This window comes from Flavobacterium sp. FG139 (assembly GCF_057809695.1).
In genome coordinates this window covers 149,149-169,500 of sequence record NZ_JBMDKL010000007.1, presented here as the reverse complement: position 1 = coordinate 169,500, position 20,352 = coordinate 149,149, and the positions used below count along the sequence as shown (strand labels likewise).

Genomic DNA, 20,352 nt, shown 5'->3' with positions numbered 1-20,352 from the left:
TAATATTACGTGTACTTTTGCAAACCAAAAGATTTTAATTGCATGAAAATAGCCATTCTAGGAACGCGCGGTGTACCCAATTTTTACGGTGGCTTTGAGCAATTTGCAGAATTTTTTTCGGTATATCTTGCCGAGAAAGGACATGAGGTTTACGTCTACAATTCCCACGATCATCCCTATCAAGAAACTACGTTCAAAGGAGTAAACATCTTGCATCAATTCGATCCCGAATGCAAAATAGGAACCGCAGGGCAATTCATCTATGATTTAAACTGTATTTTAGATGCAAGAAAACGCAACTTTGATATCATCCTGCAATTAGGGTATACCAGTAGTTCTATTTGGTGCAAACTCTTACCTAAAAAATCCATCATCATCACCAATATGGATGGTTTAGAATGGAAACGAACCAAATATTCTAAAGCGGTTCAAAAAGTGCTTTTGTATGCCGAGAAATTAGCCGTTAAAAGTAGCGATTACTTGGTGTCCGATTCTATTGGAATTCAGAATTATATTCAAAAGAAATACAACAAAAACTCTACTTATATTGCCTATGGAGCGCATCAATTTACCCATCCCAATGAAGCGTTGCTAGCAGAATACAAGCTTGAACAATATAATTTCAATATGATTTTGGCGCGATTAGAACCCGAAAACAACATTGAAACCATTTTAGATGGTGTAGTTTTAAGTAACGATACCACCACAACGTTGGTCATTGGAAACCACAACACCAAATTTGGAAATTACTTAAAAGACAAATTCAAAAGCAGTGCACACATTCGTTTTATGGGTGCTATTTATAATTTGGAACATTTAGATAACTTACGCTATTATTCTAACCTCTATTTTCACGGACATTCAGTAGGTGGTACCAACCCATCATTGCTAGAAGCCATGGCGTCTAAAGCGCTTATTATTGCTCATAACAACGAGTTTAATGGTGCGATTTTAAAAGAAAATGCCTATTATTTTTCGAATGCAGAAGAAGTGAAAAAAATTATCACAGAAATCAAAAAAAATGATAACTTGCGATTGATTCAAAATAACTTCGATGCTATTGCGAACGAGTACAATTGGAATACAATAAATGGCAAATATTTACAACTTTTTGAAGACTGCATTTCCGAAAACAATTGATTTTTTTAGAAATCCTTCGGTATTCATTTATCTCTTAGCAGCCGTTTTAATCTCTATTCCGCTCAAAAATATATTTGTCAGTCTGTCCATCATTCTTTTTGTAGTAACCGCACTTTTCCACATTAAAAAAGAGCACTTTACGATCAATAAATTTTTAATTTTACCATTAGCATTTTATGCGATAATGGTGCTATCCTTACTTTGGACTAGAGATTTAAAACTTTCATTGTCGGGTTTACAAAAAGAATTACCTTTTGTTTTCATTCCACTTGCTTTTGCGTGTATTCCCAAATTGAGCCGAACAGATATCTATAAATCGTTCCGAGTATACAGCTTCGGAATGGTCTTGTTTGCCTTGTATTATTTTGTTAATGCGGCTGTTCGATATGCTAATTCGGGCGACATATCGGTTTTTTTCTATCACGAACTAGTTACTAAAGACATCAATGCCATTTACGTTTCAGTATTTGCTTCGTTTGCTGTTTTTTATTTTATTTCCTTACCAACTAAAAACCTACTCGATAAAATAGCCTTATTTATCTTATCAATATTGGTGTTTTTATTGTCATCCAAAAGTATCATTACCATTGATTTTATTTTAATTATCTGTTACTATTCGTTTTTTGCACCGATTCCAAAAGGAGTTAAAACTACAACCATTGTTACCGTTGGCGCCTTTGTTTTAGGTTCTTTATTTTTTGTAAAAGAAGTAAAACAGCGATTTTTATTAGAATACGAAACAGCATTTGTAGACAATACCGTTAATAATAAAATAGGAAATGAAAATGCCAAAGTATATAACGTAAGTCTCAAACAGGCTTGGAACAACAAGAAGTTTGAAAAGAACAATTTCTTTCCAGGAACGGCTTTACGCGTGTATCAGGTTCGTATTTTTAAAGAAATGCTTCAAGAACAAAATATATTATTTACGGGTTTTGGATTGGAAGCATCACAAGATCAAATTGAAAAGAAAGCCTTGCAATATAACCTGTATGATGGTTATGGCGAATTTAATTTTCACAACCAATACATTCAAACTTTTTCCGAATTAGGCCTGATGGCGTTTCTAATTTTACTTGGAATGCTTCATTTTAACTTAAAAAAAGCATGGCGCGAGAAAGATTTTCTTCATATTGCTTTTGCAATCACAATGATAATCCTATTTTTGTCTGAATCGTTTTTTTGCAGGCAACGAGGAATCGTTTTTTTCATCACAATTTATTGCATGTTCAATCTTGTGAAGCCAGCAGAAGACAATAAGTTAGACGAAATATGAAGAGAATTTTAATTACCGGAGCAGCTGGTTTTCTGGGTTCACACCTTTGTGATAAATTTATTAAAGAAGGATATTTCGTTATAGGAATGGACAACCTTATCACAGGAGATTTAAAAAATATAGAACATTTATTTAAACTCGAAAATTTTGAGTTTTACCATCACGACATTACTAAATTTGTTCATGTTCCAGGTAAATTAGATTACATTTTACATTTTGCTTCGCCAGCAAGTCCAATAGACTATCTAAAAATTCCGATTCAAACTTTAAAAGTTGGTTCGTTAGGAACGCACAATCTTTTGGGATTGGCGCGAGTGAAAAAAGCAAGGATTCTCATTGCATCCACTTCCGAAATTTATGGCGATCCGTTAGTGCATCCACAAACTGAAGAATACTATGGTAATGTAAACACCATTGGTCCAAGAGGTGTTTATGATGAAGCCAAACGTTTTCAAGAGTCGATAACCATGGCGTATCACACTTTTCATGGTGTAGAAACTAGAATTGTTAGAATTTTCAATACCTACGGACCAAGAATGCGACTGAATGACGGACGTGTTATTCCAGCTTTTATTGGTCAAGCGCTTCGTGGTGAAGACTTAACTATTTTTGGAGACGGAATGCAAACGCGTTCTTTTTGCTATGTTGACGATCAAGTGGATGGCATTTTTAGATTGTTACATTCGGATTATGTTTACCCAGTAAATATTGGAAATCCAGATGAAATTACCATCAAAGATTTTGCTGAAGAAATTATCAAACTAACCAATACCACTCAAAAAGTAGTATACCATCCGTTACCCATAAACGATCCGTTGCAGCGTCAACCCGATATTACTAAAGCAAGAACCATCTTGGGCTGGGAGCCAAAAGTATCCCGAGAAGAAGGGATGAAAATTACGTATGAGTATTTCAAATCTTTATCAACAGAAGAATTGTTAAAAGAAGAACACAAAGATTTTTCAAAATACATTTTTTAAGTGCAAAGACACACAGGAAGATTTTCCGTATACATAAGGCCTTTTTCGTACTTGCTGGATTTAATTATCATTAATTTTCTAGCGTACTTTATGTTAATAAATTCCCTCAACGGATTTTATTACCATCTTTTTGTATCGTTGTCTTGGGTAGTAATTTCATGGAATGTTAGGTTTTATGAAGTCTATCGTTTTACAAAAGTTATTGATATTATTGAGAAAATTGTAAAGCAATACATCATTTTTATCATTGTTAACTTTGCCTATATTGGTTATTTTTTAAAGTTTTCAGAGCCTTCATTAATATTGCGTTTTGTTTCTTTAGCTTTAGCATTAGTAGCTGCTGAGAAATTATTCATCTACTATTTTCTGAGAAAGATACGAGTGGTATTTGGTGGAAATTTTAGACGAGTTGTCATTGTCGGAGAAGAAAAAAGCACCAAAGAATTGGTTAATTTCTTTAATGATAATCCCAATTATGGCTATAAATTGGTAAAGACTTTTGATTTAAAAACCAGTAAAAAGCAAGAAATTCAAGAGTGTTTCGATTTTGTAATCCAAAATAAAATAGACGAAGTATATTGTGCTTTGTCCGATTTATCCAATACCGACGTTAATAATTTCATTGATTTTACCGACAATAATTTGAAAACCTTAAAGTTTCTTCCCGATGAAAAAGAAGCAACTGCCAGAAATTTAAAATTGGATTATTACGGTTATATTCCAATCGTTTCTTTACGAAACATTCCATTAGATGAAACGGCAAGTAAAGTAATCAAAAGAACTTTTGACCTTGTTTTTTCATCGTTGATTATCATTGGAGTATTATCTTGGTTGATTCCGATTTTAGCGGTTATTATCAAATTAGAATCCAAAGGCCCAGTTTTTTTCAAGCAAAGACGAAATGGTTTAAATTATCACGAATTTGATTGTTATAAATTTAGATCGATGACTCTAAATGAAATTGCCGATTTGGAGCAAGTTTCCAAAAACGATCCTCGTATAACGAGAAGTGGTCGCTTCATTAGAAAAACAAGTATCGATGAATTGCCGCAATTTTTTAATGTTTTTTTAGGCGACATGTCGGTGGTTGGTCCGAGACCACACATGGTTAGTCACACCGAAATGTATGCCAAGCGTGTTGATAAATTTATGGTGCGTCATTTTATCAAACCTGGAATTACAGGATTAGCACAAACCAACGGTTATAGAGGTGAAGTAGAAACCGAAAAAGACATCATCAACCGAGTAAAATACGATATTTTTTACCTTGAAAATTGGTCGCTAATGTTGGACTTAAAAATAGTTTTTTTAACGGTTATTAATGCGGTTAAAGGCGAAGAAAAAGCCTACTAAAACACTTTTTTCGCAATCAATTCTTTCATTTGATGGTCTAAATTGAAGGCTTGTTGTGTTTGGTTGAAAATGCGCTGTTTCATACTATTCAATTCCGATTTATGTAGACTCGAAATTTGTTTTAGTTTTTCATTCAAATCGTCATAATTTTCAACCGAAGCCACCCAACCCAAACGGTTTTCTTCCACGATGTTTTCGCCTTCACCACCACCAAAATACACTATTGGAAATCCTAAAGAACCGTATTCAAAAATCTTCGAAGGAACCGAACCATAAATGCGCACTTTTAAAGGCACAATAGCAATGTCAAATGTTTTTAATGTTTCATGCAATGCCTTGCGTTCCATCATGCCGTGGAAGAATATTTTTGGTTCTTTTTGAGAAGAAATTAGGGCTTCCAATTCGTTCTTTTCGGCACCATCGCCAAAGATGTGTAATTCAACATTGATTTCTTTTAAATCTATTTTTTGACACAATTCCAACACGCCTTGAGCAATCCCTAAAAGACCAGCATAGAATATTTTTATCGGTTGATTTTCTTCCGTATTCAAATCCATTTTTACAGCGTCATGATCTGGAAAATTACGATACAGGTGACAATCTTTATTTGGAAATATAGATTTGACATGAGTGATAATTTCATTCGATTGTCCTAATATCAAAGTTGCTTTTTTGTAAAGGTATCGTTCTAAAAATAATGAAAATTTATGTGATAGAGAGTTTTCTTTCAGGGCTTTCAATTCGATTGCTGCTAACGGCCACAAGTCGGAAACATTTAATATTATTTTTTTCTTTTTCAACGAAAGTACCAAAACCGATATAAAAGAAAGCAACAATGGCGGCGATTGAACCACCACTTTATGAGGCGTTTTTTTAAATAATAAATAAAAAAACAAACTCATCGAAAACGACAATACCGAAAGAATTCTAACCAAAATGTTTTTGCTAACACTGGGATAAATCCAAAGACGTTTCACAGTAATATTGTCACGATTTTCAGTAACTGAAAACTTTCCTTTGTACTCAGGAAATAGTTCGCCTTTAGGATAATTTCCCAACGGACAAACCACCGAAACTTTGTAGTTGTTTTGATGTAATTTCAACGCCAACTGCTCAATTCTATTGGCAGCAGCGCCTTTTTCTGGCGGATAATAATTGGATATGATTAAGATGTCATCCATTTGCGTTAAGCTTGTTTCAGTTTCTGACACTGTATCTAAATTTGTGTTTATTTTCTTATTTCTTGTGTCAGCAAAATAGATATAATTCGTTCCGATGCTTTTCCATCCCAAAGTTCAGGAATTCCAGCTTTTTTGGGGCCATTTTCAAGAAAATCTCCAAAAACTTTTTTCAAATTTTCAATTGAAGTTCCTACCAAATGATTAGTGCCTATTTCAATAGTTTCTGGGCGTTCCGTAGTAGTTCGCATGGTAAAACACGGAATTCCCAACACGGTAGTTTCTTCTGAAATACCACCAGAATCAGTAATCACAGCAAAACTATTTTTAATCAAATACATAAAATTCAAATAGCCTTGTGGTTCTAAAAAAAGGATGTTTTTCAACTTCAAATTATTTTCTCCTAAAATCGCTTTGGTTCTCGGATGGATAGGAAAGATGATTTTTTTATCACCAACCATTTGATCGATGCCTTTTAACAAATCAATCAACGATTGTTCTTCATCAACGTTAGATGGGCGATGCAAAGTCAATATGATATAATTTCTAGTTTCTAAACCATATTCAGTCCAAAAAGTTGGGGCTACAATGCGATCTAAATTTTGATATAATGTATCAATCATCACATTTCCAACAAAATGAATGGTATCAGCATTGGCACCGTACTTCAATAAATTCTCACCAGCCCAAGTTGACGTAGTGAAGAAATAATCGGTAATGCTATCGGTAACAATTCGGTTAATTTCTTCGGGCATAGTCATATCGCCCGAACGAATTCCGGCTTCTACATGCGTTACTTTAATATTGAGTTTTTTGGCAACAATCGCGCAAGCCATGGTCGAATTGACATCGCCAACCACCAAAACCAAATCACATGGATTTTGAAGCAATTCTTTTTCAAAAGCTACCATAATAGCAGCAGTTTGTTCGGCTTGTGAACCGCTTTTCACTTCCAAATTCACATCAGGATGCGGAATATTCAATTCTTCAAAAAAAGTATCGCTGAGGTTTTTATCGTAATGTTGACCTGTATGTACTAGTCTAAAAGAGATATTTGAACCTTTAGATTGTTGCTTTTCAATCGCCTTGATTATGGGTGCGATTTTAATAAAATTAGGTCTTGCGCCGGCAATTAGGGTGATTTTCATATTATTTCTTGTAACCAATTTTGGCTCTTGGTTTTTTATTTTCTTCTTTTTCTGTTAATTCGTCTAAATAACTAAAAACCAGTTCGATGTTTTTGTCGTGATTTTCAAGTTTCTTCTGAATTTGAGCAATATCCAATCGAATTTCAGTTGTATCTAAAAGCATTTGTCGCACTTTTGTAAAAATTCTCATGATTTGAATATTAGTTTGAATGGCTTTATCACTATTCAAAACACTTGACAACATAAGAACTCCATGTTCTGTAAATGCCATTGGTGCATAACGCAAACCTATTTTATCAGAATTGGAGGTCGCAAATTGCGACCTCCAATTTGCAAATTCATCTTTTGTTAATTCAAACATAAAATCTTCAGGAAATCTAGAAAGATTACGTTTTACTTGTTCTTTTAATCTTTTGGTTTCAATACCATAAAGCACAGCTAAATCTCTGTCTAACATAACTTTTTGATTTCGGATAAAGTAAATTTTATCTGAAATCGTTTCTTCTGAAATCATTAAATTTTGGCTCATATATTTATTTTATTAACGATACAAACTGCTTCAACTTCCCACTTTTACTTCGTTCCAATTTTTCTTTTCGAGTAAAAGTGAAGGTTAATCCGCTTTCTAAATACGTTGCAATCGCTTTCTCAATATTTAGAATTTGGTTTTCAGTTAATTTATTTTGGCTTACATATTCAATATCAAAAGTATCAATTTTAGTTTGTTTTACCACAAATTCTTTTACATTTCCATCGTCTTCAATAATGCTTTTGGTCACGTAGTAAAAGGTTAATCCGGGTGATTTTTTTCCACTTGGAAGGATAGCAATATCGTTGGTTCTTCCGATTAACTTTTTAAGAATGGGTTTTTTAAACGTGCTTTTTTCATCCAAAACCCCAACATCCCCAATATCATACCGAATAAATGGATGTGCTTTATTGTAAAATGACGTAATAACAATTCGCCCTTCTTTTCCATTAGGCAACACATTATTTTCTTCGTCTAAAATTTCTACAAAAAGCGTTTCCGAATTGACTTGCCATTCACCTTGTGGATTTTGAAATGCAATTAAATCCAACTCTGAAGCGCCATATTCATTAATCACCGCAACGCCAAATTGTTTTTCCATCAAAAGTTTATCTTCTTCAAATAACATTTCCGAAGTAACAACACAACATTTTAAAGTTGGACAAACCGAGGTTAAGACAATATTTTTCTTTTGAAGAAATTTTGCAAATAAGACGATGGAAGAAGTGTATCCGTTGATGTAATCAAATTTTTTATTTTGAAATTTTACTAAAACAGTTTCTAAAACAGCATCCGACAAATCGAAAATAGGAAAACGATAACTGTTCTTTAAAAAATCTTTTAATCGTTCTTTGGTATTGCCGATAAAATCCAATGGAATTCCGTAAAAACGTGCTTGCAACGACGAATTAAAATCAATTCCAAACCAACCAAATCGGTTGATAATATTGGTCCAAGTTAGGGCATGCGAAAACTTATCTTTCGCAAAAACAAAGGGATCACCACTGGAACCAGACGTTTTATTGACATAAACATTTTTTAAAGTATATCCCTTAGAAAGGCGTTCTTGTAAAGGTTTTTGAAAATCTTTTTTGGTCATAATTGGAAGTTCATTCCATCCCAAAACTTCGGGATTGAAATCAGATTTCCCAACAAATTCTTGATATGATTTATTGTTTTTTAAATGATATTCAACAAGTTCTTTTCGTTTTAAAATGCTATGGTTTTCATAATCGGAATCAGAAACCGATTGAATTTTTTCAAATTCAGCAATCGCTTCCTTCATCGGAAAACCATTTAGCTTGAGCGTTAAATCGAAAAGGTGGAACACAAGAAATCTATTTTGTTCAAAAATACTAAAAACAAAAACTTTTCTGTTGATTAGCTTTAAATTCTTTTGAAAAGAAACTATTTTTGCAGGACAACATAACTACACACACAATGACAATTTTACTACTTGGTTCAGGCGGACGCGAACACGCATTAGCATGGAAAATGTTACAATCAGACAAATGCTCTAAACTTTTTGTAGCTCCTGGAAACGCTGGAACATCCCAAATTGCAATCAATGTTTCTCTAAATATTTTAGATTTTGAAGCCATAAAAGTATTTTCACTTCAAGAAAAAGTTGATATGGTTGTGGTTGGGCCAGAAGATCCATTGGTTCATGGAATTTATGATTTTTTCAAAAACGATTCACAAATCAATCACATTCCCGTAATTGGTCCGTCAAAAGTTGGCGCGCAATTGGAAGGAAGTAAAGAATTTGCCAAAGAATTTCTTATCAAACACAAAATTCCGACGGCAGCTTACGATAGTTTTACAAAAGAAACCGTTGAAAAAGGGTGTAAGTTTTTGGAAACTTTACAACCACCTTTTGTATTGAAAGCAGATGGATTGGCTGCAGGAAAAGGTGTTTTAATCATTCAAGATTTAGACGAAGCCAAAACCGAATTGCGAAATATGTTGGTTCACGAAAAATTTGGAACCGCAAGTGCAAAAGTGGTAATTGAAGAATTTTTGGATGGAATTGAACTAAGTTGTTTTGTATTAACCGACGGAAAAAATTACAAAATTCTACCAACAGCCAAAGATTATAAACGTATTGGTGAAGGTGATACGGGTTTAAATACAGGCGGAATGGGCGCGGTTTCTCCAGTGCCTTTTGCAGACGCTGTTTTGTTAGAAAAAATTGAAACTCGAATTGTAAAACCAACCATTGCTGGGTTGCAACACGACGGAATTGAATATAAAGGTTTCGTTTTCATTGGATTAATAAACGTAAAAGGCGAACCAATAGTTATTGAATACAATGTAAGAATGGGTGATCCTGAAACGGAAGTCGTTATTCCGAGATTGAAAAGTGATTTAGTAGCACTTTTTCAAGCAGTTGCTCATCAAAAATTAAATGAAGTTTCCTTAGAAATTGACAAACGAAGTGCCACAACAATTATGGTAGTTTCGGGCGGTTATCCAGAAGATTATGATAAAGGATTTGAAATTTCGGGTTTAGAAACGATAGAAGATTCGATTGTTTTTCATGCCGGAACTAAGGCAGAAAACGGAAAAGTAGTTACCAATGGTGGTCGAGTTATAGCCATTACATCATTTGGCGATAGCTTTCAAGAAGCCATAAAAAAATCTTACCAAAACATAGACAAGCTACATTTTGATAAGATGTATTTTAGAAAAGATATCGGTTTCGACTTACTTTAAGAACGAATGTGCCGTAGTATCTTGGTTTTCTTCGTTATTTTTTTGATGAATTGTTAACTGTTTACACCAGTACACAATATAATATGCACAAATTGACATTAACGTCCAGCTAACAATATTAGCTAACCACCAATTACTTAGTTCTAATGCACGTAACCAATCGAATGGTTTAAATAAAAAATCAACAAAAAGTGTTTGTATTCCTTCGAAAAATGCTCTCATCTTTAAACAAGTATTATATTTACATCCACAAAAGTATAAAATATCCTTATGATTACAAGCATTTTTAAAAAATCTACACCAATTAATTATTCTTTAATGGGAATATTGATGGTGGTGTTCTTTTTTTTGTATCAATTTCATACCACTTCTGCTGGTGGAATGTTGCAAAAAGTCGGACTATTAGTGCTTTTAATTGCGTCGTTATTTCTTTCCAATTTTATTGTAAAAAAGAACGGATTGACTAAAAATAGTTCGTACACTATTTTGTTTTTCTTTCTTTTTTTATTGTTTTTTCCGAATATTCTGAACAATACTAAACTGCTTTTAGCTAACTTTTTCATTTTGCTGTCTCTAAGGAGATTGGTGTCGTTACAGACCTTGAAAGCACCAAAGGAAAAAATATTTGATGCTGCACTTTGGATATTTGTAGCCAGTTTGTTTCATTTTTGGTGCATTCTATTTATAATCGTTGTCTACATTTCCATCATCTTTCATGTTTCTAGAGATTATCGAAATTGGTTGATTCCGTTTATTGCTTTTTTTGCTACTGCTGTGATTTTTGTATTGTATGATTTGGTTGTAGACAATGCTGCTGTAAGTACTTATTTACAATCTGAAATGATGAATTTACAACTAGATTATTTCACCAACAAGTACCAAAACATTGCTTTTTCTATTTATGCTGTTTTCGTGGTGTTTTTTATTTTTCCGTCTATTTTTTCTCTTACGAGCAAACCATTAAATCTTCAAGCGTCTTATAAAAAAGTAATTTTTACCGCTTTAATTGGAATCGTAATTTTTGTAATTTCAGTCAATAAAAGTAATGATATTTTGGTTTTTACATTTCTACCCTTGGCTATAATGGCAACCAATACTGTAGAATATTTACAGAATAAATTGCAGCAAGAGATCATATTATTTTTCTCAATTGCTTGTGCATTTTTTTGTTTTTTTTCGCAATTATAATTTGCTTCCGTAAGCCAAGTCTCCTGCGTCACCAAGACCCGGAATGATGTAGTTTTTTTCGTTTAATTTTTCGTCCAATGCCGCTACCCATAAATGACAATTGTTGGGAAGATTTTCTTGCAAATAAGCAATTCCTTCCGGAGCTGCAATTACTACGGCAATGTGAATTTCTTTCGGTTTTTGTTCCAAATGCAATTTGTTTAAAACGGCCACAATCGATTGACCTGTTGCCAACATCGGGTCAATTAAGATCAAATTTTTATTTTCAAAGGATGGTGCCGCTTGGTATTCAACCAAAATTTCAAACGCATCGTCGTTATTGGGATGGTGACGGTAAGCCGATACAAATCCGTTTTCAGCATTGTCAAAAATGTTCATAAATCCTGTATGTAAAGCCAATCCAGCACGAAGGATAGAGCACAAAACCACATTATCGGCAATGGTTGTAGTGTGCTTGATTCCGAGCGGTGTTTGAACATCAATAGCTTTATATTCTAATGTTTTACTCAGTTCATACGCCATAATTTCGCCAATTCGTTCAATGTTTTTTCTAAAACGCATGCTGTCTTTTTGAATCGTTACATCGCGAATTTGAGCCAAAAAATGGTTAAGAATACTATTGTTTTCAGAAATATAATGAATTTGCATTTTCGAATTTGGATTAAGAATTTTCAGAAAAAGAATTACAAGTTAGCGCTTTTAAACTTTTTTAGGCTACTAAACTATTTTCAAAAGTATAAAAACTATCTTTGCAAATAAAATTAATCATTATGTTTTCAAAATTTGCCTACTCTATATTTGAACAAAGTATCAAGGATTATCACGTTTATGACAATGTAGATCAGCCCATTAACAATCCCTATCCAAAGGATAAAATCGAACATTTATTGTATTTTAAAAACTGGATTGATACCGTGCAATGGCATTATGAGGATATTATTCGTGATCCAAATATTGACCCTGTGGCTGCGCTTACTTTGAAAAGAAAGATCGACGCTTCCAATCAAGAACGTACCGATATGGTAGAATATATTGACAGTTATTTTCTTCAAAAATACGCTGATGTTGTGGTAAAACCAACTGCTAAAATCAACTCAGAATCTCCGGCTTGGACGATTGATAGACTTTCCATTTTGGCTTTGAAAATTTATCACATGAACGAAGAAGCCACTCGTGCAGAAGCTTCACAAGAACATAGAGATAAATGTCAAGAAAAATTGAACGTTCTTTTAGAGCAAAGAACCGATTTGTCAACCGCAATTGATGATTTGTTGACCGATATTGAAAACGGAGATAAATTTATGAAAGTGTACAAACAAATGAAAATGTACAACGACGATGATTTGAATCCAGTTTTGTATCAAAACAAGAAATAATTTCAGGCAAATTTTGTCGAAAAAAATCCAACATATAGCCGTCATCCGACTGTCTGCCATGGGCGACGTTGCCATGACGGTTCCTGTTATTAGGGCTTTTGTTAATCAAAATCCTGAAGTAAAAATCACTTTTGTTTCGCGTCCTTTTTTCAAACCTTTTTTTGATGGAATTCCCAATCTTACTTTTTTCGAAGTGGATTTAAAGCACAGGCATAAAGGTATTTTTGGATTGTTCCGATTGTGTGAAGATTTAAAAAAACACAATGTAGATGCGGTTGCCGATTTGCACAATGTTTTGCGTTCTAAAGTTGTCAGGGTATTATTTGCCTTGAGCGGAAAAAAAGTAGCTTTTACAGACAAAGGTAGGGCCGACAAAAAAGCACTAACTCGACTGGAAAACAAAACTATTTTGCCATTAAAACCCATGGTTCAGCGCCATGTCGAAACCTTCAATCAATTGGGTTTTTTGGTCGATTTAGCACAACCCGTGTTTCCCAAAAAAGGTGTTTTATCTTCAAAAATAACGACAATTTCGGGCGAAAAACAAAATGAGAAATGGATTGGAGTTGCACCTTTTGCACAATATGAAAGCAAGGTCTATCCTTTAGATTTGATGCAACAAGTGATCGATGAACTGGCTTCGAATTCAATTACTAAAATCTTTCTTTTTGGTGGTGGAAGTAAAGAAATTGAAACCTTAAATTTATTTGCTTCAACAAAACAAAATGTAGTCGTCGTAGCCGGAAAATTAGAACTTCAAGAAGAATTACAACTTATTTCCAATTTAGATGTCATGCTTTCTATGGATTCTGGAAATGCCCATATTGCAGCAATGTTAGGTATAAAAGTAATTACACTTTGGGGCGCAACACATCCTTTTGCAGGTTTTTATCCGTTTAATCAGCCGCTTGAAAACGGTTTGGTTTCCGATAGAAATCAGTTTCCTTTTTTGCCAACATCGGTGTATGGAAATAAACAAGTGGTCGGATATGAAGAGGCTATGCGCACCATTTCTGTTGACGATATTATTCAAAAAATAAATTCCAATCTTGCCTAAACAAAATTGGAATTCTTAGTTTTTCGAAACACTATTTTTTTATTTATACATCGTCAAAATCAACAAAGATTTCGCTCGACGTTGGATGCGCTTGACAGGTTAAAATCAAACCAGAAACTACTTCTTTATCGGTTAGAATTGAATTCTTTTTCATTTCGGCTGTTCCTTTAGAAATTCGAGCTAAACAACTGCTGCAAATACCACCTTGACAGGAATAAGGTGCGTCAATGCCTTGTTTTAAAGCGGCTTCCAAAAGCGTTTGTTTCTGACTCATTTCAAAAGCAGTTTCTTCATCGTCCACTAAAACAGTAATTTTAGTGTGGCCCTCATGCGAACTAGCTTCTGTATTTTCGGCAGATGACGTTGTAAACAATTCAAATTTGATATTTTTATCAGCAACATTATGTTCTTTTAAAACGGTAGTGGCAAGATTAATCATTTCTTCTGGACCACATAAATAGAACTTATCGAATTCTTTTTCTTTGTGTTTGTTATTCAATACAAAATTGATGTTGGATTTGTCAATTCTACCAAAAAGTTCGTTTTCCACTTTGGTTTGGCTGTATACATAATGTACAAATAAGCGACCTACATACTTTAATTGCAGTTCGTGTAGTTGATTGTGAAAGATGGTTTCTTCGGGAGTTTTGTTTCCGTATACCAATACAAAAGAACTGTTAGGCTCGCTTTCCAAAACCGATTGCAGGATAGCCATTACTGGTGTAATACCACTACCAGCCACAAAAGCAGCATAGTTTTTTTGTCGTTCAGCGTTGGGTTCAAACGTGAATTTTCCTTCGGGTTGACCTACCTCCAAAATGTCACTAGGCTTCAAGTTTTCATTGGCAAATTTGGAAAAATGTCCGTTTTTAACCGACTTAATGGCAATGCGTAATTCGTTACTATTGGGAGACGAACAAATAGAATAAGCACGACGAATTTCTTTTCCGTCAAGGGTCAATTTTAAATTAATATATTGACCCGCAATGAATTTATAGGCCGATTGTAATTCGGTTGGAATTGTAAAAGCAACAGAAATAGCGCTTGGTGTTTCGCGCTTTACTTCTTTGATGTGTAATTTATAAAAAGATGACATGAACTATTTTTTTACAAAGGTAAGAAATAGACATCATTTTCAAATTATTTGTAACATTTACATAGAATAATAAACTAATTACTAAACCAAAACAACCAATTTATGTTCAAACATTTTATTAGATTAGAATGGAAATCTTTTTTTCGTTCGGCTTCCTTTGGAACTAATGTAGTGCTAAAAGTCTTTATGGGATTGATGGCACTTTATTTTCTTTCGATGTTTCTTATCATCGGGTTTGGGTTATATTCTATTTTAGAAAATTCTGAATTAAATCCGTTGCAAACCGTAAACAAATTTTTGATTTATTATTTTATAGTGGATTTAATTATTCGGTATTTTTTACAAAAAATGCCCGTGATGAACATTAGACCATTGTTGACTTTGCCTATAAAAAGAAATACAATTGTTCATTTTTCACTAGGAAAAACAGCGATTTCATTTTTTAATGTATTGCATGCGTTTTTATTTATTCCGTTTTCTATACGATTGATTCAAAACGACTTTGATGTAGTTCACGTTATGTTATGGCATTTGGGCATTGTTGGGGTTATTTACATGAATAATTTCATTAATGTACTTCTCAACAATAAAGACAGTGTTTTTTATTCGGTTTTGGCAGTAGTTGTAGGATGTGGTGTCGCGCAATATTATGCAATTTTCGATCCAACAGTTTATACCGCACCTTTTTTTAACGGATTGTATACTACTGATTATTTGGTTGTTATTCCCGTTTTGGCCGCAGCTGGAGCTTATTATTTTGCATTCAATTATTTCAAATCAAATTTAAATTTAGACGAAGGATTAGCTAAGAAAAGTGAAGTTGCCAAAACAGAAAATTTCAACTGGTTGAATCAATTTGGAACGCTTGGCACTTTCTTAAAGAATGATATCAAACTGATCAAAAGAAACAAACGTTCCAGAACTACGGTGATTATGAGTGTGGTTTTCTTATTTTATGGTTTTTTATTTTTTAATAATCCGCACCAACCTGCGGTAATGGGAATTTTCGCGGGTATTTTTGTTTCAGGTGGATTTTTATTCACTTTCGGACAGTTTGTTCCGAGTTGGGATAGTGCCTATTATCAGTTGATGATGAGCCAAAACATTCAATACAAAGAATACCTAAGTTCCAAATGGTGGTTGGTGGTTTTTGCTACTATAATTTCTACATTATTAGCTTCTTTTTATTTGTATTTTGGTTGGCATACTTATTTATTGATAGTGGTTGGAGCTGTATACAATATTGGGGTTAATTCACATTTAGTGCTTCTGGGAGGTGCCTTTGTGAAAACACCCATTGATTTATCAACCAGCAAACAAGCTTTTGGTGACAAACAAGCCTTTAATGTAAAAACGATGTTGATTGCGATTCCAAAATTACTGATCCCTGTTTTGTTATATGGTTTGGGTAAAACAATTTTCAACGAAAATATCGGATTGCTTTTAGTGGTTATTGCTGGTGTTATTGGATTTGCGCTTCGAGGAAAGGTTTTTAACATGATTGAAAAAATTTACAAAACCGAAAAATACGCCACCATTGCGGCTTACAAACAGAAAAATTAATAACAAAAAATTCACAGAAATCATGATACAAGTAAACAATCTTTCAAAAACATATACCAACGGAGTTAAAGTATTAAACATTACCAATCTTGACATTACCAAAGGGCAAAGTTTCGGATTAGTAGGGAATAACGGTGCTGGGAAAACTACTTTTTTCAGTTTGTTATTGGACTTAATTCAACCCAGTACAGGTTATATTAAAAACAACGGAATTCAAGTAAACACAAGCGAAGCCTGGAAACCTTTTACATCTGCATTTATTGACGAAAGTTTCCTAATTGGCTATTTAACGGCCGAAGAATATTTCTATTTTATTGGTGATTTACGCAATCAAAACAAAGCCGATGTGGATACATTGTTAAAAAAGCATGAAGAATTTTTTAATGGCGAAATTTTAAACAGCAAGAAATATTTGCGTGATTTATCGAAAGGGAACATGAAAAAAGTGGGAATTATAGCTGCTTTAATTGGTAATCCAGAAGTGGTAATTTTAGACGAACCGTTTGCCAATTTAGACCCAACTACGGTGAATCGATTGAAGAAAATCATCAAAGAATTAGCCGATAACCCAGAAGTAACCGTTTTGGTTTCATCCCATGATTTGGTGCATACGGTTGAAGTTTGCAATCGAATTGTTGCCTTGCATTTGGGCGAAGTGGTAAAAGACATTCAAACTTCGGAAGAAACTTTAAAAGAGTTAGAAGCTTTTTTCGCCGTGTAATTTTTTAACAAATTAAAATACAATCCGCAGTAGATTTTATGCTCCTGCGGATTTCTTATTTAAAAAAAGCATTATTTTTTTTCAGGTATCAAAAAGAAACGTATTTTTACCAGTTAGTTATACTAAAATTAGCTTTTTTAAGTTAATTATAAAAACGTTTTTTACATTGAAAACCAGTACATTCAAATACACAATAGTTGCCATTATAGTCCTTTTTTTTGTAGCGTGTTCTACAAAGAAAAACACATTTCTTTCTAGAAATTATCATGCGTTGAGCACCAAAGATAATATTCTTTATAATGGTGGAATTGCTCTAGAAAAAGGAATCTCCGATTTAAAATTGCAATTCAAAGATAATTTTTGGGAAACGCTTCCTGTGGAGCGCATGCAGGTTTCTCAAGAGCAAATGACGCCTGGTCAAACCAAAAACGCCAATTTTGAAAAAGCAGAAGAGAAAGCTACCAAAGCCATTCAGAAGCATTCTATGAATATTGATGGTTCCGAAAAAAACCCTCAAATGGATGAAGCGCATTTGATGTTGGGTAAAACACGTTATTACGATCAACGCTTTGTACCAGCATTAGAAGCGTTTAATTATGTATTGTATAAATATCCAAATAGTGATAAGATTTATGAAGTGAAAATTTGGAGAGAAAAAACCAACATGCGAATGGACAACGATGCGTTAGCCATTGTTAATCTTAGAAAATTACTAAAAGAAATTAAATTTAAAGATCAAATTTTTGCCGATGCAAACGCTACATTAGCACAAGCTTTTTTGAATTTAAAAGAGAATGATAGTGCCGCTGCTAAACTCAGAATAGCTACAAAATTCACTAAATCGGATGAAGAAAAAGCGCGTTATCGATTTATTTTAGGGCAAGTTTATGAGCAAATGGGACTTAAAGACAGTGCTTTTGTAAAGTATCAAGAAGTAATAGATATGAAAAGAAAGTCGGCACGTCAATATGTTATTCAAGCACATGCACGTCAGGCTTCACAATTTGATGTTGCTAAAGGCGATACCACGGCTTTTGTAAAAAAATACAAAGACCTTTTAAAAGACAGAGAAAACAGACCATTTCTAGACGTTTTGAACCACCAAATGGCGTTGTTTTATGATAAACTAAAAAAACCCGAAACAGCCAAGATTTATTACAATAGATCGTTGAGAAAACGGTCAGACGATCAGTATTTGATGGCGAGTAATTACAGAAACTTGGCGGATATTTATTTTAATAATGCTAAATATGTAACGGCAGGAAAGTATTTTGATAGTACGTTAACGGTTTTAAACCCGAGAACCAGAGAGTTTAAATTGATTACTAAGAAACGACAAAATTTAGAAGATGTTATTAAGTTTGAAGGCATTGCACAACGCAACGACAGTATTTTAAAAATAGCTGCACTTTCGCCATCAGCGCGAGAAAATTATTATAACGAATACATTGAAAAGTTAAAAAAAGAAGAGAAAAAACAACAAGAATTAGCCGCCAAAAAAGCAAAAGAAGACAGTCAAACTTCAGGTTCTAACGACAATCCTTTTCCAAACAAAGGCGGATCAAAAGATGAGCCTCTTACTTCAGGTTCTAAGCAAGATGTTACAAAATCAGCAGCACCACTGCCATCATTTTCAAATAACACTACTGGAAGCACTTTTTATTTTTACAATCCTTCAACGGTAGCTTTTGGAAAAATAGAGTTTAAGAAAAAATGGGGTGACAGAGCCCATGTTGAAAATTGGAGATTATCTAAGGAAGCCACTAAAGACGATAAAAATCCAGATGAAACTACTGCTGATGCAACAGAAAATGGAGGTAAACCAAAAGAAGTAGATCCAAAATTCACTACCGATTTTTATTTAAAACAACTACCAACATCTGCAAAAGCTTTGGATAGTATTGGCACTGAACGAAATTTTGCCTATTATCAATTGGGAGTTATTTACAAGGAAAAATTTAAGGAGTATAAAAGAGCGGCTGATAAGTTGGAAAAATTGTTAGACAACAAACCAGAAGAACGATTGATTTTGCCGTCAATGTATAATTTGTATAAGATTTATGAAATCATAGACAAACAGAAAGCATCGGCCATGAAATCGAAAATTATGGCTCAATATCCCGATTCTAGATACGCGCAAATTATCAGTAACCCCAACGCCGATAGTCAAATGAGTTCCGAGCCAGAAGTGGTGTATCATTTGATGTACAAGGAATATGAAAACGGACTTTACAGAGAAATTTATCCTAAAGCAGAAGCCGCTATTGAACAATTTACAGGCGATGAGATGCTTCCAAAATTTGAGCTTTTAAAAGCACATTTAATTGGAAAATTAAAAGGACTAGCTGAATATAAGAAAGCCCTAAATTATGTGGCGTTAACGTATCCAAATAGTGAAGAAGGAAAATCGACAGAATTATTTATTACGAATAAAATCCCATATTTAGAATCGTTGTCGTTCAACTCCGAATTTCCGTTGTCATGGAATATCTTGTATAAGGCGGATAATTTAGAAGACAAAAATACCAAAGCACTTTTAGAAAAATTAAAAAAATTCGCTAAAGAAAGAACCATTGAAAAGTTATCTATTTCTACAGATCTTTATACCATTGACAAAAATTTTATTGTAATTCACGGTATAAAAGATTTGGATAATGCTAAGGGAATAGCGCAAGTTCTAAAAGAATTTAAAGAGTATAAAATTGCGGAACCAGCCATTATCATTTCTAGTGAAAACTATAAAGTGGTTCAGGTTAAAAAGAATATTGACGAGTATGTTACCGGCGATTGGTTGAATAAACCTATTGTTCCTGTTCAAAGAACTATTGTGGTTCCACAAGAAAAAACAGATGCTAACAAAAAAGGAGGCGAACCATCAAAAGCCGGACAACCATTAACCAATCCAAAGCAAGATAATGGAAAAGGAAAAGGATTTGACCCACAGAACGTTCCAAAAGACAACATGAATTCGGATGATTTACCTCCACAAAGCATGATGCCACCAACACCAGACATGCCCAAAAAACCCTAAT

Annotated in this window: 18 protein-coding genes; 11 read left to right on the top strand and 7 right to left on the bottom strand. The window is 33.7% G+C overall.

The genetic code is table 11. The annotated features are described in order from the left end of the window. Positions 1-42: 42 nt before the first annotated feature. The 4 genes from ACODSI_RS07950 to ACODSI_RS07935 are packed head-to-tail and all read left to right on the top strand — an operon-like array spanning position 43 to position 4,749. Complete coding sequence (locus ACODSI_RS07950) at positions 43-1,140, top strand: DUF1972 domain-containing protein (protein ID WP_488916303.1); 1,098 nt, start codon at positions 43-45, stop codon at positions 1,138-1,140. Then, the gene (locus tag ACODSI_RS07945) at positions 1,091-2,416 is read left to right on the top strand and encodes an O-antigen ligase family protein (protein ID WP_488916302.1); all 1,326 of its coding nucleotides are present in this window, start codon (positions 1,091-1,093) and stop codon (positions 2,414-2,416) included. Before ACODSI_RS07950 ends, ACODSI_RS07945 begins: the two co-directional genes overlap by 50 nt. Next, the gene (locus ACODSI_RS07940) at positions 2,413-3,396 is read left to right on the top strand and encodes a UDP-glucuronic acid decarboxylase family protein (protein WP_488916301.1); all 984 of its coding nucleotides are present in this window, start codon (positions 2,413-2,415) and stop codon (positions 3,394-3,396) included. The genes ACODSI_RS07945 and ACODSI_RS07940 overlap by 4 nt, the downstream gene beginning before the upstream one ends. Continuing rightward, a complete protein-coding gene (locus tag ACODSI_RS07935) occupies positions 3,397-4,749 on the top strand; it encodes an undecaprenyl-phosphate glucose phosphotransferase (RefSeq protein ID WP_488916300.1) in 1,353 nt (450 codons plus the stop codon). Here ACODSI_RS07935 and ACODSI_RS07930 read toward each other — a convergent pair. Genes ACODSI_RS07930 through ACODSI_RS07915 form a run of 4 tightly spaced genes read right to left on the bottom strand, consistent with a single transcriptional unit; the run spans position 4,746 to position 8,934 of the window. Then, positions 4,746-5,960: a glycosyltransferase family 4 protein gene (locus ACODSI_RS07930; protein ID WP_488916299.1), complete on the bottom strand. Its 1,215-nt coding sequence runs from the start codon at positions 5,958-5,960 to the stop codon at positions 4,746-4,748. The two genes, ACODSI_RS07935 and ACODSI_RS07930, sit on opposite strands and share 4 nt — an antisense overlap. Positions 5,961-5,977: 17 nt before the next feature. Beyond that, complete coding sequence (gene wecB, locus ACODSI_RS07925) at positions 5,978-7,075, bottom strand: non-hydrolyzing UDP-N-acetylglucosamine 2-epimerase (RefSeq protein WP_488916298.1); 1,098 nt, start codon at positions 7,073-7,075, stop codon at positions 5,978-5,980. A gap of 1 nt (position 7,076) precedes the next feature. Continuing rightward, positions 7,077-7,604, bottom strand: coding sequence for an ORF6N domain-containing protein (locus ACODSI_RS07920; protein ID WP_488916297.1), 528 nt, complete (start codon positions 7,602-7,604; stop codon positions 7,077-7,079). A 4-nt stretch (positions 7,605-7,608) separates the two neighbouring features. Continuing rightward, the gene (locus ACODSI_RS07915) at positions 7,609-8,934 is read right to left on the bottom strand and encodes a phenylacetate--CoA ligase family protein (protein ID WP_488916296.1); all 1,326 of its coding nucleotides are present in this window, start codon (positions 8,932-8,934) and stop codon (positions 7,609-7,611) included. Between the two features lie 110 nt (positions 8,935-9,044). Between ACODSI_RS07915 and purD the strand changes: the two genes are divergently transcribed. Further along, positions 9,045-10,319: a phosphoribosylamine--glycine ligase gene (purD, locus tag ACODSI_RS07910; RefSeq protein ID WP_488916295.1), complete on the top strand. Its 1,275-nt coding sequence runs from the start codon at positions 9,045-9,047 to the stop codon at positions 10,317-10,319. Here the strand turns inward: purD and ACODSI_RS07905 are convergent. Next, positions 10,311-10,541, bottom strand: a complete 231-nt coding sequence (locus tag ACODSI_RS07905; protein ID WP_488916294.1) for a DUF6341 family protein — start codon at positions 10,539-10,541, stop codon at positions 10,311-10,313. The genes purD and ACODSI_RS07905 overlap by 9 nt on opposite strands. 48 nt (positions 10,542-10,589) lie before the next feature. On the opposite strand from ACODSI_RS07905, the gene ACODSI_RS07900 reads away from it, so the two are divergent. Next, entirely contained in the window at positions 10,590-11,507 is a 918-nt protein-coding gene (locus ACODSI_RS07900; protein WP_488916293.1) for a DUF6427 family protein, read from the top strand. Here ACODSI_RS07900 and upp read toward each other — a convergent pair. Beyond that, positions 11,502-12,155, bottom strand: a complete 654-nt coding sequence (upp, locus tag ACODSI_RS07895; RefSeq protein WP_488916292.1) for a uracil phosphoribosyltransferase — start codon at positions 12,153-12,155, stop codon at positions 11,502-11,504. The genes ACODSI_RS07900 and upp overlap by 6 nt on opposite strands. Before the next feature lie 122 nt (positions 12,156-12,277). On the opposite strand from upp, the gene ACODSI_RS07890 reads away from it, so the two are divergent. Both ACODSI_RS07890 and ACODSI_RS07885 read left to right on the top strand, forming a co-directional pair. Continuing rightward, complete coding sequence (locus tag ACODSI_RS07890; RefSeq protein ID WP_488916291.1) at positions 12,278-12,883, top strand: DUF4254 domain-containing protein; 606 nt, start codon at positions 12,278-12,280, stop codon at positions 12,881-12,883. A gap of 58 nt (positions 12,884-12,941) precedes the next feature. Next, positions 12,942-13,940, top strand: coding sequence for a glycosyltransferase family 9 protein (locus ACODSI_RS07885; protein ID WP_488916334.1), 999 nt, complete (start codon positions 12,942-12,944; stop codon positions 13,938-13,940). Between the two features lie 43 nt (positions 13,941-13,983). Here the strand turns inward: ACODSI_RS07885 and ACODSI_RS07880 are convergent, their stop codons facing one another. Continuing rightward, positions 13,984-15,036 carry a 2Fe-2S iron-sulfur cluster-binding protein gene (locus ACODSI_RS07880; protein WP_488916290.1) on the bottom strand — a complete coding sequence of 351 codons (1,053 nt, stop codon included), beginning with the start codon at positions 15,034-15,036 and terminating at the stop codon, positions 13,984-13,986. A gap of 102 nt (positions 15,037-15,138) precedes the next feature. On the opposite strand from ACODSI_RS07880, the gene ACODSI_RS07875 reads away from it, so the two are divergent. The 3 genes from ACODSI_RS07875 to porW all read left to right on the top strand — a co-directional run bounded on the left by ACODSI_RS07875 (position 15,139) and on the right by porW (position 20,351). Then, entirely contained in the window at positions 15,139-16,599 is a 1,461-nt protein-coding gene (locus tag ACODSI_RS07875; RefSeq protein ID WP_488916289.1) for a DUF5687 family protein, read from the top strand. Positions 16,600-16,621: 22 nt separating this feature from the next. Then, positions 16,622-17,320 (top strand): ABC transporter ATP-binding protein, encoded by a 699-nt coding sequence (locus ACODSI_RS07870; RefSeq protein WP_488916288.1) that lies wholly within the window; start codon positions 16,622-16,624, stop codon positions 17,318-17,320. Positions 17,321-17,486: 166 nt separating this feature from the next. Next, positions 17,487-20,351: a type IX secretion system periplasmic lipoprotein PorW/SprE gene (porW, locus tag ACODSI_RS07865; protein WP_488916287.1), complete on the top strand. Its 2,865-nt coding sequence runs from the start codon at positions 17,487-17,489 to the stop codon at positions 20,349-20,351. The last annotated feature ends 1 nt before the right edge of the window (position 20,352 follow it).